Below are 12,883 nucleotides of genomic sequence, written 5' to 3'. Positions count from 1 at the left end.
ACCGCGACATGCGCATCCTCAATATTTCGGCACAAAAACCAGATAGCACCGGCAGCGGCACCTACCTTGCCGCGCTCGTGCGCGAGCAGATCGAGACGGGGCATCGCGCCGCCGTGCTTTGCGGCGCGGCACCGGGTGATACCCAAGGCGAGCTGGACCGGCGTGCTGCCGTGTTTGCCGTACCGTTCGAGTCGCCCGAGCTGCCGTTTCCCATCTGTGGCATGTCCGATGTCATGCCCTATCCCTCCACACGTTATCGTGATCTGACGCCTTCGATGCTCAAGGCATTTGAGCGGGCATTTGCTGCTGCAATCGATCGGGCGGTGGCTGAGTTTCGGCCCGATCTGGTGCTCTGCCATCACCTGTATCTGGTGACCGCATTGGCGCGCGAGTGCGTCCGAGGCGTGCCGGTTGTTGCCGTGTGTCATTCGACCGACCTGCGCCAGCTGCGTTCGCATACGCTCGAACGCGATCGCATCGTAAGTGCGGTTCGTCGGCTCGATGCCATCTTTGCGCTCCATGCTGAGCAGGCTAAGCAGATTGGCCTGGTGTGCGGCGTCGATGGCGATCGCATCCACGTGATTGGGACGGGCTACGACCATCGCGTCTTCTGCCGCGACGCAAGCGTGGCGAGGCAGCCGGGGTCGCTTGTGTACGTGGGTAAGATTTGCTTTAAAAAGGGCGTCGAGTCGCTGGTTCGAGCCGTGTCATTGCCGATTGACGATGGCGTCCGCCCATCTGGCTTGGTACTTGTGGGCGGCCGCGGGGACGATGCCGAGTACGCGCGTATCGAGCGCTTGACCGCGGCCTCGGATGTGCCGGTGACGCTGGCGGGGCGCCTGGATAGCGATGGACTCGTGCGTGCCTACCGCAGTTCCGACGTCTTTGTGCTGCCTTCGTTTTACGAGGGTCTGCCGCTCGTGACGATCGAGGCCCTCGCGTGCGGCTGCAAAGTTGTGGCGACCGATTTGCCCGGCGTGCGTCCCTGGATGGAGGCGATGCTTCCCGGTGCTCCCGTGACGTGGGTGGCGTCGCCGCGTATGACGGATGTCGACACGCCCGTGGCGGTCGACCTTCCGTTGTTTGAGCGCGCACTGGCAGATGCTATCGCGCAGGCGCTTGCGGCGCCGCCTTCGACGTTCGAGTCGTCGGCGGTCTCTTGGGAAGCGTGCCTGGCGCGTATACTTAAAGTCGTTGATTTGTTGGAAGGGGGTTCGTATGGCTAAGGACACCATGAGGCTCACGTCTATGACTGCCGCGAGCGGTTGAGCCGCTAAGTTGGCTCCTGGAGCCCTCGCCCAGGTCCTGGGCGACTTGCCCAATGTGCATAACGACAACCTGCTCGTGGGGTTCGATACCTCCGACGATGCGAGCGTTTTTCGCGTTGGCGAGAACTTGGGTCTCGTGCAGTCCATCGACTTCTTCCCGCCGATGGTCGACGACCCATTCCTGTTTGGCCAGATCGCGGCGGCCAACTCGCTGTCGGACATCTACGCCATGGGCGGGCGGCCGAGCCATGCCATGAACCTGCTCTGCATACCCAGTTGCCTGGGTGTTGAGGTTGCCGGCCAGATTCTGGCGGGCGGTGCCGACAAGTGCGTCGAGGCGGGCTGCTCCATCGCGGGCGGCCATACCATCAACGACGACGAGCCCAAGTACGGCCTGTCCGTGAGCGGCTTTGTCTCGCTCGACCGCATGCTCGCCAACAGCGGCGCGCGCGCTGGCGATGTCCTGCTGCTGACCAAGGCGATCGGCTCGGGCATCATCACCACGGCCATTAAGGGCGAGCTCATCGAGCAGGACGAGGCCACAGCCATGTTTGGCTCGATGCGCACCCTCAACGAGGCGCCGATTCGTCTGGCCGAGGGACTTGAGCTTCACGGCTGCACCGATGTCACGGGCTTTGGCCTGATCGGGCACGCGTGCGAGATGGCCGAGGGCTCGGGCGTGCAGGTTGAGCTTGCGTCGGGGGCGGTTCCGCTCTTTGATCAGGTGCTCGACATGGCACGTCTGGGCATTATCCCCGCGGGCTCCTACCGCAACCAGGACTTTTTTGGCCCGCGTGTGGCTGCCGACGAGGACCTGGAGCCGGGCATGCTCGACGCGCTGTACGATCCGCAGACGTCTGGTGGCCTGCTTATCGCGGCGCCCGCGGCGGATGTGGATGAGCTTGCGCGTCGTTTACATGCCGAGGGGCGCGTTGCCGCCACAATCGGTCGCGTGTGCGAGCCGGTGCCGGGCGGTCCTGCTGTTCGCGTTGTGCATTAAGGAAAACCGTTTATGCGACCGCCTGCTGTTCTGGGCGGTCCCTTTTGAAAGGATGTAGCTATGTCTACCAAAATTGAAGTCAATGCCATGGGCGATGCCTGCCCGCTGCCCGTTGTCAAGACGCTTAAGGCGCTCAAACAGCTTGACGGCGAGGGTGCCGTGGTGACCTCGGTCGATAACGAGACCGCCGTCAAGAACATCTCCAAGATGGCGCAGGAGAAGGGCTGCACGGCCTCGGTCGAGAAGGTTTCTGACGCTGAGTGGCACGTGACCGTGGCGACCTCTGGCGCCATTGCCGTGGCCGATCCCGAGCAGGATGGCGCTGCCTTCTGTGGTGCCAGCACCGGCAAGGGCGAGCTCGTCATTTCCGTCTACACCGACTGCATGGGCCGCGGCGACGACGAGCTGGGCCACAAGCTCATGAAGGCCTTCATCTTTGCCGTGACGCAGCAGGAGGAGCTGCCCGCGACCATGCTGTTCTACAACGGCGGAGCCAAGCTCACCGTCGAGGGCTCTCCGGTGCTCGACGACCTGAAGGGGCTGGCTGAGCAGGGCGTCGAAATCCTCACCTGTGGCACCTGCCTCGACCACTATGGCATTAAGGACCAGCTTGCCGTGGGCGAGGTCACGAACATGTATGTGATCGTGGAGAAGATGGAGCAGGCCGTGCGCGTCGTGCGCCCGTAGCGTATTGGTTGGAGTTGCCATGAGGGAGAAGCGCCCGGCGCTTGTCATCACGTTTCCCACCACGGCGGCCGCCATGGGCTGCGAGTCCCTGTGCATCGAGCGCGGCCTTCCCGGGCGAACGATTCCCGTGCCCGGGGAGGTCGCTGCCGGCTGTGGTCTGGCGTGGAAAGCGTTGCCTGCCGATGAGGAGCTGCTGCGCGGCGAACTCGCCGCGGCGGGCGTTCCCACCGAGGGCTATACCGTGATTGATATGTGGGAGGTCGTGCGATGATCTACCTGGATAACGCGGCGACGACCATGCACAAGCCGCAGACGGTCATCGATGCCGTGACGCAGGCGATGTGCTCGCTCGGCAATGCCGGGCGCGGCGCCACGTCGGGTGCCCTCGATGCCGCTCGTACGATTCACGGTTGCCGTGCCAAGCTCGCGCGCTTGCTGGGCTGCCCGCGGGCTGATCATGTGTGCTTTACGCCCAACTCTACGGCGGCGCTCAACACCGCCATCTGTGGCGTGGTGCGCCCCGGCGACCGTGTGGTCACGACGGTGCTCGAGCACAACTCCGTGCTGCGTCCGCTCAACCGCCTGGCAGCGGAGCGGGGTGTGACCGTTGAGCATGCGGGCTGTGACGTAAGCGGCGCGCTCGACTACGACGAGCTCGAGCGGCTAGTCACGCCCGGTACGCGTGCCGTGGTTGTGACGCACGCCTCAAATGTGACCGGCAACGCGGTCGACATTGCGCGCGTGGCGGCCATGGCCCATGCGGCCGGTGCGCTGGTGATCGTCGATGCCTCTCAGTCTGCCGGCACGGCGCGTATCGATATGCATGCCATGGGGCTCGACATTGTGTGCTTTACCGGCCACAAGGGGCTCATGGGACCCCAAGGCACCGGCGGCCTGGCCGTGGCGGAGGGCATTGACGTGTCTCCGTGGGCCATGGGCGGCACGGGCGTGCACAGCTTTGACCCACTGCAGCCACTTGAGTGGCCCACGCGTCTTGAGGCGGGCACGCTCAACGGTCACGGCATCGCGGGACTTTCTGCCGGTCTCGACTTTATCGAGGCGCAAGGCGGGGTCGAGGCGATTGCGGCGCATGAGCGCTCGCTTGCAGAGCGCTTCCTCGCCGGTGCTCGCGAAATCCCCGGCATTGTGCTCTACGGTGCGTTTGACCAGCCCGTGCGCTCGGCGATCGTCTCACTCAACGTGGGCGATATCGACTCTGCCGAGATCTCGGACGCGCTCATGCAAGGGTGGGGGATTGCGACGCGCCCCGGTGCCCATTGCGCTCCGCTCATGCACCGTGCGCTGGGGACCGAGCGCCAGGGTGTCGTCCGCTTCTCGTTTGGGTATTTCAACACGACCGAAGAAGTCGACACGGCTATCGATGCTCTGCGCAATTTAGCCTGCTAAAGCTGCTGGACCGTTTATACTTGCGGGACGGGTATTTTGCCCGTCCCGTTTTTGTTTCGACCCGAAAGGTGTGCCTATGCCCTCATCTGCACCGCGCGGTCTGCGCTCCGACCATGTCGTTACCGTCGGCATCGCCCTGTTCTCGATGCTCTTTGGCGCCGGCAACCTCATCATTCCGCCGTTGCTGGCGCTCCAGGCCGGCACGGCCACACCGCTTGCCATGGTTGGCTTTTTGATTGCCGCCATCGGCCTGCCCGTCATGGGCTTTATCGCCGTGGCGCTCGCCGGCACGGCGCGTGAGCTTGCCAGCCGCGTGCACCCCAAGTTTGGCGAGTTCTTTGTCGCGGCGGTGTATCTGGCCATTGGCCCGTGCCTGGCCATTCCGCGTACGAGTTCCACGGCCTTCGAGATGCTGGTGCCGCTGTTGCCCGAGGGCGTCTCGCTCGGCACGGCGCGCCTGGTGTTTGCCATTGGCTTCTTTGTCGTCGCGTTTGCGCTCACGCTGCGCCCGGGCGTCATCACGCGCGTGCTCGGCCGCATTACGGGCCCCGCGCTCATCGCCCTAATCGTATTGGTCGTGGGCGCCGCCGTGGTCTCGCCGCTGGGTCCCGCTGCCGCGCCGCAGGCTCCCTATGATGCCGGTGCCGCCGTTCAGGGCTTTTTGACCGGCTACCAGACCATGGACCTGCTCGCGTCGCTCGCCTTTGGCATCATCATCGCCGAGACCATTCACGAGCTGGGCGTGACCGACGACAAGCGCGTGGCCTTCGAGATCTCGCGCTCCGGCGTGATCGCCGGCGTGCTCATGGCCATCATCTACTGCGGTCTGGCCCTTGCCGGTATGCAACTCGGCACTGTGATGCCCGACGCCACCAACGGCGCTGCCATCCTTGCTCGCTCGGCCTCCATGCACTTTGGCCTTGCCGGCACGGTTGTGGTCTTTGCGATCTTTTTCCTCGCCTGCATGAACGTGTGCATCGGCCTCATCAGCTGCTGCTCGCGTTACTTCTGCGAGACGTATGTGGTCGAAGGGGGAGCGGAGGTGTCCGAGGAGGCCATGCGCCGTCCCTTTGCGGTTCTCGCCTTTGTGTTCGCGGCGTTTTCGTGTGTGCTTTCCAACGTGGGTCTCGACATGATCCTTATGTTCTCGGTGCCCATGCTCAACGCCTTGTATCCCGTCGCCATCGTACTGGTGCTTATGGGCCTGGTGCACGGTTTTTGCGACGCGCATCCGCAGGTGTGGGTTTGGGTCGGCGGCGTGGTCGCGGTGCAGAGCGTGATCACCTCGATCCGTGACGCGTTCTTTACGGGCGCGTGGCTGCCGTTCGATGCATTGCCCCTGGCGGATATCGGTGCCGCGTGGGCGCCAGTCGCCGTGGTGGCGTTTGCGATCGGCCTGGCCCATAGCCAGTTTGTCGCACATTCGAGGAGCTAAGGCATCAATGCTTGCACAGGCGGGGAGTCTCCCCTATAATTTCCTTCGCTTTGGGACACGCAAGGTTTAGACCTTAGCTGCTCAACACCTTCGGGACGTGGCGCAGTTTGGTAGCGCGCCTGCTTTGGGAGCAGGATGTCGCAGGTTCAAATCCTGTCGTCCCGACCATATCTTGCGGGCGTAGTTCAATGGTAGAACCCCAGCCTTCCAAGCTGATGACGCGGGTTCGATTCCCGTCGCCCGCTCCATAAGAATTGTTTTAACGGCTTTGGTTTCCTTTGGGGATCAGAGCTGTTTTCGTTTACGCGCCGGGCGACGGGAATCGAACCCGCACCGCAACTTAGGTGGGGCATGGGGTTAGCTGCGGGGGCGATGGCGGAGCTTGTCGATGGCGGAGTCGATGCTTCGGCTGCGGGCTTCGGCTGCGGTTTGGCGCTTGCGGCGGTAATCTATCATGCCTTGGATGATGGGCTTGCCAAAGCTCACGACATCATCGTTGTAGATGGCGGTTCGGGCTGCGAGGAGGCAGTCGGTAAAGTCCATATGGGTCTTGCCAAAGAGTTTGATGGCAAGGGCGACAACGGTGGGCTCGTCGACCATGACGTCATCGAGCAGCCTTTTCATGGCCGCAGCAATCTCAACGCGGGGAACCTTATAGACGTCGCGCAGCGTGACCACGACGCGCGTGATGATTTCGGGGTAGACACGAGCGGTGCGGGTGGCGATGACCTTGGCGGCGCGCGGTGACAGAACTTCGTCGTCGTCAAGCAGGTAGCGTAGGATGACGGTCTCGTCGATGATGGTGCTACTCATGGATATCTATTTCCTCGGGACCCAAAATCGTATCGTCGCTTTCTGTAGCAAGGTATTCAATCCAGGCATTGCGCTCCTTGGAGCGGCGATTGGGGTCCCCATATGCTTTGAGCGATCCATAGGCGGCGGTGCCGTCCTTTGAGCGCACGGCGACCGGCTGAAAGGGGAGCTTGCGCATCAAAATGCTCTGCGCGACAAATAGACGGACAGCCTCGGCGAGCGATGTGCCCATGGCGTCGTAGAGACGCTCGGCATGCTGCTTGTCTTCCTCGCGAATGCGCACCTGCAGGATGGCTCGTTTTTGAGTCGATGACATCACTGGCCTCCCTTAATGAGCGTGCAACATGAATAGTCAAATATAGCTTCGGCTAGTAATAGCCAATCTTACAACTACTGCTTTATTGCACTAGAGTTATTGAGCGCAATCAACATTACAAACGTACTGCATCCTGCATAAACGAGCGTGAAATCTTTCTTGGCGTACGCGTGTAATACACTTATCTTTATAGCTACCCAAGAATAATCCTAACCAGCCCAAACCCCTGCAATACACCCGTATTGCAGGGGTTACGCTCAAGTTTGCCCCCCGCAACTGCGTATATTTAACCTGTATATCGTTGGAGGAATTCTATCGAAGTGCCTGTTTCGCCGCATGCACTCGATACGCCGATGCCGGACCACGGGCGGTCCGGGGCAACGTCGGCAGGGTCTCTCCGGCATGGGATTCAGGAGGGAGTGAACAACATGGGCAATAAACGAGTCGTGGCTGATTCCTCACGCTGCATTGGGTGCCAAACCTGTATGGCGGCGTGCATCGAGGCACACGATATTCCCGGCAACATCGCCGCACCTCGCTTGCGCGTAACGCGCACCTACGAGATCTCCGCGCCGGTGGCATGTCACCACTGCGAGGACGCTCCGTGCGCGAAGGCCTGTCCTACGGGCGCCTTGTTCTTTGATCCAAAGAACCATCGTATCGGCGTCAACGAGGACAACTGCATCGGCTGCAAGAGCTGCGTCATGGCATGCCCCTTTGGCGCCGTGAGCGTGGCGACCACGCAGGTCCCCGTCTTGATGGGTGACGTTCGCGTGGGTTTGCAGACTAAGAGCTTCGTGCTCAAGTGCGACCTGTGCGTGGACCGTCCCGGCGGTCCGGCGTGTGCCGAGGCGTGTCCGACCAAGGGCCTCACCCTGGTGGACGAGGAGCGTCTGGCAGAACTGACTGCCGAGCGTGCCCGCGCCACCATCGAAAACGAGGCGTAAGCGTCGGGCGACAGGCCCAATGATTGTCAAATAAGTACCGAGTATTCGGTAGCAGAGAAAGGAAGGAGGGTGTCATGGAGAAGCATAAAGTGATCTGCCCGTATTGCGGCGCCGGTTGCCAGTTTAACCTCTTGGTCCAAAACGGCCAGGTCGTGGGTACCGAACCGCTCAACGGCATCACCAATCAGGGCGAGCTGTGCCTTAAGGGCATGAGCGGCTACGACTTCATCAACGACACCAAGATCTTGACTCCTCGCGTACTGCACCCGATGATCCGCCGCACCAAGGGCGCGGATCTTGAGCGCGTAAGCTGGGACGAGGCACTGGATTTCACCGCATCTAAGATGCAGGCCATAATTGACGAATATGGTCCTAACGCTGTCATGACCACCGGCTCCTCTCGAGGCGGCGGCAATGAGGCGAACTACGTCATGCAGAAGTTTACGCGTGCGTGCATCGGCACCCACAGCGTGGACAACTGCGCCCGTACTTGACACGGCCCTACTGTCCTCGGTCTGATGGACACGGTTGGTTCAGGTTGCATGTCATGCTCCATCCCCGGTATGGAGGATGCGGGCTGCATTTTCCTCTTCGGCTATAACCCTGCCGATTCGCACCCCATCGTCGCAAGGCGTATCGTGCGAGCCAAAGAAAAGGGTTGCAAGATCATCGTCGCCGACCCGCGCCATATCGAAACCGCGCGTATCGCCGATCTCTACCTTCCGATCAAGAACGGTTGCAACGTCGCGTTCCTCAACGCCTTTGCCAACTGTCTGGTCAACGATGGCCTCTACGACAAGGAATTCGTCGCCGAGCATACGAACGGCTTTGACGAGTGGTGGGAGACCATCAAGAACTACACTCCCGAATCCGTACAGGACATCACGGGTGTCGAGCCCGCGCTGATCCACCAAGCTGCCGAGATGTACGCCACGGCGAAGCCCTCTGCCATCATTGGCTGGGGTATGGGCGTATGCCAGCAGAAGCAGAACCTGAAGACGGTGCACACCATCGCCTCCATCGCCTGCGTTGCCGGCCAGATCGGCAAACCCAACTCCGGCCTCGCGCCCGTGCGTGGCCAGAATAACGTCCAGGGCTCCTGCGATATGGGCATGCTGCCCAACCTGTACCCTGGCTACCAGAAGGTCACCGACCCGGCAGTGCGTGCCAAGTTTGCCAAGGCTTGGGGCGTGCCCGAGGAAAAGCTCCCGCTCGAGGAGGGCTACAAGCTCACCGACCTGGGCCACCTGGTCGACGAGGGCAAGGTGCACTGCTTCTACAACTACGGCGAGGACCCGGTGCAGACCGAGCCCGATTCGGCCGGCATGCGCAAGACGCTCTCCGAGCTGGATCTGTTCATTTGCCAGGACATCTTTATGACGCAGACGACTATGCTCGCCGACGTCATCCTGCCCGCTACCTCTTGGGGCGAGCACGAGGGTGTCTTTACCGCATCCGACCGTAGCTTCCAGCACTTTGACGCGGCCGTTCCACCCAAGGGCGAGTGCCGCCACGACTGGGAGATCTTCGCGGACCTGTCCACGCGCATGGGCTACCCCATGCACTACGACAACACCGAGCAGATCTGGAACGAGTGCATTAGCCTGTGCCCCAATTTTGTGGGCGCGACCTACGAGAAGATGGCTCCCGAGGGCGGTTACGCCCAGTGGCCCGTCAAGAGCACCGATGTGAACGACCACGGCACGGCCGACATGTTCGCTGGTGGCAAGTTCACCACCAAGGACGGCCGCGCCAACCTGATGGCGCACGACTGGGAGGCGCCCTCCGAGCTTCCCGACGATGAGTACCCGCTCATCCTGTGCACCGTCCGCGAGGTCGGCCACTACAGCTGCCGTTCGATGACCGGCAACTGCAAGACGCTGGCGCTGCTTGCCGACGAGCCCGGCTTTGTCCGCATGAATCCCGCGGACGCCCAGGCGCGCGGCATCAAGAACGGCGACATCGTCTCGATTCACAGCCGCCGCGGCCAGGTATACAGCCGCGCCGACGTGAGCGACCGTATCAACAAGGGCACGGTCTATATGACCTACCAGTGGTGGATCGGCAAGTGCAACGAGCTGACCATGCACAAGGTCGACCCGGTCTCGCACACGCCCGAGGACAAGTTCTCCGCCTGCCAGGTCGACGCTATCGCCGACCAGGTCTGGGCCGAGGGCGAGGTCGAGCGTCAGTACACCGAGCTCAAGCAGGCTCTGGTCGACGCCGCCGCTCCCCAGGACGTTGAGCCCGGCGCCGCCAAGTTCGACGACGAGACGCACGTGAATCAAATCGTGTAGTCCCGTTCTCGTTGGCTTTTTGGGCCGGGCGTCCCGTACGTTCGGGAGCCCGGCCCGTTATTTTGAAAGGAAGTGGGGATGAACCGCTTCATCGACATCAACCCGGAGAGGTGCATCGGCTGCGGAACATGCCAGTCCGCCTGTGCCGACGCCCACCGGATGCAGGGTCTTCAGGATACGCCGCGTCTGGCGCTCGTGAAGACCGGCGGTATTTCGGCCGCCCTTGCCTGCCACCATTGCGAGGGTGCCCCCTGCGCCGAGGTTTGCCCGGTGAATGCCATCGAGCACGATGGCGACCGCATCCACGTCAAGGAGCAGGAGTGCATCGGGTGCAGGCTGTGCGCCATCGCGTGCCCCTTCGGAGCCATCCATCCCGATGGCACGTCTATCGCCGGTGTCGCAGGCATGTGCGATCCGACGCCTTCGTATCCTAAGTCCCTGAGCAGCCTGCTTACGTGGGCTCCCGGCCAGTACACCTGCGCTGTCAAGTGCGACCTGTGCGCCTTCGATCCGGACGGCCCGCATTGTGTGGCGGCGTGCCCCACCAAGGCGCTGGCCGTCATGGGCGGCGCAGCCGATCGCGAGCTCGACGAGGCCAAGCGCCTGCGCTCGATCGAAAACGGTCCGGCCGTCGACGCGGCCGCTGTGTCTCAGGGCCTGTCCGAGAAAGCAGAAGGGAGCGTAAACAATGGATAGCATGACGCTGTTTATCGCATCGCTTGCCGTCTCGTGCATCGGTGCGCTCGCCTCGGTTCTGCTGATCAAGGCCGATAACGCCGCCAAGACCGCCGGCTGCCTTATCGGCGCCGTCGCGGCCGTGCTGTCGTTCATCGCGGGCCTCGAGGCCGTGCTTGGCGACGTTTCGTCCCTCAACACGGTCTTCTTCTTCCCGTTCGCCCGTCTCGAGCTCTTGCTCAACGGCCTTGCGGGCCTGATCGTGGTCCTCATCTCGATTCTCGCCTTTGCGGGCTTCATCTACGGTCTGTCCTACTTCGACGAGTACCCGGGCAAGGTCGGGCGCGCCGGCTTCTTTATGAACACCTTCGTCGCCTCGATGATGCTCGTCATCACCGCCGACAACGTGTTCTGGTTCCTGGTCGCCTTTGAGCTCATGTCCCTTACGAGCTACTTCCTTGTCGTTATCGAGGAGAACAAGAACTCCATTAGGGGCGGTTGGCTCTACTTCGTCATCGCGCACGTGGGCTTCGTTCTCATCATGGCGAGCTTCCTGCTCATGACCAACGGCGTGGGCGGTTCCTTCAGCTTCAGTGATTTCCGTACGCATGACTTTGGACCCGCCGTCTCCTCCGCGTGCTTCGTCCTCGCGTTCTTCGGATTTGGCGCGAAGGCCGGTATCATCCCGCTGCACTCCTGGCTGCCCCAGGCGCACCCCGAGGCGCCGTCCAACGTGTCCGCCCTCATGTCCGGCGGCATGATCAAGATCGGCATCCTGGGAATCCTCAAGGTCGGTCTCGACCTGCTCGCGGGTTCGGGCGTCCAGCTCTGGTGGGGCCTCATGGTCCTGGTCTTCGGATCCATCTCGTCGGTCCTGGGTGTCGTCTACGCCCTCCACGAGCACGACATCAAGCGCCTGCTTGCCTATCACTCCGTCGAGAACATCGGCATCATCTTGCTCGGTGTCGGCGCGTCCATGACGGCGCACGCCCTGGGCAACGACGTCATCGCGACGATCGCGCTCATGGCCGCCCTCTACCACACGCTCAACCACGCCATGTTCAAGGGCGAGCTGTTCCTCGGCGCGGGCTCCCTGCTCTATGCCACGGGTACGCGCAACATGGAGAAGATGGGCGGTCTGTTCCGCCGCATGCCGGTCACGGCCGTCTGCTTCCTCATCGGTGCCCTTGCCATCTCGGCCATCCCGCCGCTCAACGGCTTCGTTTCCGAGTGGTTCACCTACCAGTCCCTGTTCAACATCTCGACGCTCTCCGACCCGGTCGTCATGGTGTTCGCCGTCGCCTCCGCGGCCGCCCTCGCCATCACCGGTGCCCTGGCCGTCACGTGCTTCGTGAAGGCCTACGGCGTCTCGTTCGCGAGCAGCCCTCGTTCCCAGGAGGCCGCGAACGCCAAGGAGTCCCCGGCTCCGATGTTGTTCTCGCAGATGCTCCTCGCGGCCATCTGCGTGGTACTGGGAATCGGCTCCCCGGTCATCGCCCCGGTTCTGGGCGACGTCGCCCAGAGCGTGCTTGCCGGCTCCGCCGTCACAGCCACCTCGGGCGTGTCTCTCGTGAACGAGATTTCCGGTGCCGCCACCTCCACCCCCGCGATCGCCATCGCGCTCGTGGTTCTCACCGGCCTCGCGTTCGCGCTGAGGTCCTGCCTCGGCGCCAAGGCCCCCGCTAAGAAGACCGACCCTTGGGCGTGCGGCTACGAGCCCAACGAGCACATGCCCGTCGTCGCCACGAGCTTCGCGTCCGACGTCGAACTCTTCATGGGCCCGCTCTACACCCTGCGCGAGGTATGCACCAAGATCTGCTGGTCCATCGCGCACGTGTTCCAGAAGCTCACCGGTGTCGCCCAGGGCGTCGAGCCCCTGCCCGACCGTTTCCTGGTCGATGCACCGAGCGAGGGTGCCGACAAGCTGGCCGGCCTCGCCTCCAAGATCGAGGGCGGCAACTACTCCGTATACATCTGCTACATCGTCGCGGCGCTCGTGGTCTTCCTCGTGCTCGCCGTGGTCATGGTCTAGAGAGGG

The 12,883-nt window shown here is 62.6% G+C and carries 12 protein-coding genes and 2 tRNA genes; 12 read left to right on the top strand and 2 right to left on the bottom strand.

Annotated elements, in window-relative coordinates; translation table 11 throughout:
- The first annotated feature begins 8 nt into the window (after window positions 1-8).
- From ACEG18_RS02425 to ACEG18_RS02390, 8 genes are all read left to right on the top strand, one after another.
- Window positions 9-1,226, top strand: a complete 1,218-nt coding sequence (locus tag ACEG18_RS02425; RefSeq protein WP_372541111.1) for a glycosyltransferase family 4 protein — start codon at window positions 9-11, stop codon at window positions 1,224-1,226.
- Entirely contained in the window at window positions 1,219-2,268 is a 1,050-nt protein-coding gene (gene selD, locus ACEG18_RS02420) for a selenide, water dikinase SelD (RefSeq protein ID WP_372541110.1), read from the top strand. Before ACEG18_RS02425 ends, selD begins: the two co-directional genes overlap by 8 nt.
- Before the next feature lie 60 nt (window positions 2,269-2,328).
- A complete protein-coding gene (yedF, locus tag ACEG18_RS02415) occupies window positions 2,329-2,955 on the top strand; it encodes a sulfurtransferase-like selenium metabolism protein YedF (protein ID WP_118387729.1) in 627 nt (208 codons plus the stop codon).
- Window positions 2,956-2,974: 19 nt separating this feature from the next.
- On the top strand, window positions 2,975-3,226 hold the full coding sequence (locus ACEG18_RS02410; RefSeq protein WP_022095212.1) for a putative Se/S carrier protein: 252 nt from the start codon (window positions 2,975-2,977) through the stop codon (window positions 3,224-3,226).
- Complete coding sequence (locus ACEG18_RS02405; RefSeq protein ID WP_372541109.1) at window positions 3,223-4,362, top strand: aminotransferase class V-fold PLP-dependent enzyme; 1,140 nt, start codon at window positions 3,223-3,225, stop codon at window positions 4,360-4,362. Before ACEG18_RS02410 ends, ACEG18_RS02405 begins: the two co-directional genes overlap by 4 nt.
- Window positions 4,363-4,438: 76 nt before the next feature.
- A complete protein-coding gene (gene brnQ / locus ACEG18_RS02400) occupies window positions 4,439-5,797 on the top strand; it encodes a branched-chain amino acid transport system II carrier protein (RefSeq protein ID WP_372541108.1) in 1,359 nt (452 codons plus the stop codon).
- Window positions 5,798-5,888: 91 nt separating this feature from the next.
- Window positions 5,889-5,965 (top strand) — tRNA-Pro (locus ACEG18_RS02395).
- A 6-nt stretch (window positions 5,966-5,971) separates the two neighbouring features.
- Window positions 5,972-6,045 (top strand) — tRNA-Gly (locus tag ACEG18_RS02390).
- A 109-nt stretch (window positions 6,046-6,154) separates the two neighbouring features.
- Here ACEG18_RS02390 and ACEG18_RS02385 read toward each other — a convergent pair.
- Window positions 6,155-6,610 (bottom strand): type II toxin-antitoxin system VapC family toxin, encoded by a 456-nt coding sequence (locus ACEG18_RS02385; RefSeq protein WP_372541107.1) that lies wholly within the window; start codon window positions 6,608-6,610, stop codon window positions 6,155-6,157.
- Entirely contained in the window at window positions 6,603-6,926 is a 324-nt protein-coding gene (locus ACEG18_RS02380; RefSeq protein ID WP_372541106.1) for a type II toxin-antitoxin system RelB/DinJ family antitoxin, read from the bottom strand. The genes ACEG18_RS02385 and ACEG18_RS02380 overlap by 8 nt, the downstream gene beginning before the upstream one ends.
- A gap of 428 nt (window positions 6,927-7,354) precedes the next feature.
- On the opposite strand from ACEG18_RS02380, the gene ACEG18_RS02375 reads away from it, so the two are divergent.
- The 4 genes from ACEG18_RS02375 (at window position 7,355) to hyfB (ending at window position 12,877) form a co-directional block, all read left to right on the top strand.
- The gene (locus tag ACEG18_RS02375; RefSeq protein WP_372541105.1) at window positions 7,355-7,873 is read left to right on the top strand and encodes a 4Fe-4S dicluster domain-containing protein; all 519 of its coding nucleotides are present in this window, start codon (window positions 7,355-7,357) and stop codon (window positions 7,871-7,873) included.
- A gap of 74 nt (window positions 7,874-7,947) precedes the next feature.
- On the top strand, window positions 7,948-10,170 hold the full coding sequence (fdhF, locus tag ACEG18_RS02370; RefSeq protein ID WP_226790557.1) for a formate dehydrogenase subunit alpha: 2,223 nt from the start codon (window positions 7,948-7,950) through the stop codon (window positions 10,168-10,170).
- 78 nt (window positions 10,171-10,248) lie between these two features.
- Complete coding sequence (locus ACEG18_RS02365) at window positions 10,249-10,866, top strand: 4Fe-4S dicluster domain-containing protein (protein WP_372541104.1); 618 nt, start codon at window positions 10,249-10,251, stop codon at window positions 10,864-10,866.
- On the top strand, window positions 10,859-12,877 hold the full coding sequence (gene hyfB / locus ACEG18_RS02360) for a hydrogenase 4 subunit B (protein ID WP_099431573.1): 2,019 nt from the start codon (window positions 10,859-10,861) through the stop codon (window positions 12,875-12,877). The genes ACEG18_RS02365 and hyfB overlap by 8 nt, the downstream gene beginning before the upstream one ends.
- The last annotated feature ends 6 nt before the right edge of the window (window positions 12,878-12,883 follow it).

It is taken from the genome of Collinsella aerofaciens (genome assembly GCF_041537385.1).
Taxonomy (GTDB): Bacteria; Actinomycetota; Coriobacteriia; order Coriobacteriales; family Coriobacteriaceae; genus Collinsella; species Collinsella aerofaciens_BV.
This window is presented reverse-complemented; position numbering and strand designations above follow the sequence as displayed.

What these genes read in the sequence shown, in the direction of transcription:
- ACEG18_RS02425 (WP_372541111.1), top strand. Translation starts at nt 9, where the DNA reads ATGCGCATCCTCAATATTTCGGCACAAAAACCAGATAGCACCGGCAGC.
- yedF (WP_118387729.1), top strand. Translation starts at nt 2,329, where the DNA reads ATGTCTACCAAAATTGAAGTCAATGCCATGGGCGATGCCTGCCCGCTG.
- ACEG18_RS02410 (WP_022095212.1), top strand. Translation starts at nt 2,975, where the DNA reads ATGAGGGAGAAGCGCCCGGCGCTTGTCATCACGTTTCCCACCACGGCG.
- ACEG18_RS02405 (WP_372541109.1), top strand. Translation starts at nt 3,223, where the DNA reads ATGATCTACCTGGATAACGCGGCGACGACCATGCACAAGCCGCAGACG.
- brnQ (WP_372541108.1), top strand. Translation starts at nt 4,439, where the DNA reads ATGCCCTCATCTGCACCGCGCGGTCTGCGCTCCGACCATGTCGTTACC.
- ACEG18_RS02385 (WP_372541107.1), bottom strand. Translation starts at nt 6,610, where the DNA reads ATGAGTAGCACCATCATCGACGAGACCGTCATCCTACGCTACCTGCTT.
- ACEG18_RS02380 (WP_372541106.1), bottom strand. Translation starts at nt 6,926, where the DNA reads ATGTCATCGACTCAAAAACGAGCCATCCTGCAGGTGCGCATTCGCGAG.
- ACEG18_RS02375 (WP_372541105.1), top strand. Translation starts at nt 7,355, where the DNA reads ATGGGCAATAAACGAGTCGTGGCTGATTCCTCACGCTGCATTGGGTGC.
- ACEG18_RS02365 (WP_372541104.1), top strand. Translation starts at nt 10,249, where the DNA reads ATGAACCGCTTCATCGACATCAACCCGGAGAGGTGCATCGGCTGCGGA.
- hyfB (WP_099431573.1), top strand. Translation starts at nt 10,859, where the DNA reads ATGGATAGCATGACGCTGTTTATCGCATCGCTTGCCGTCTCGTGCATC.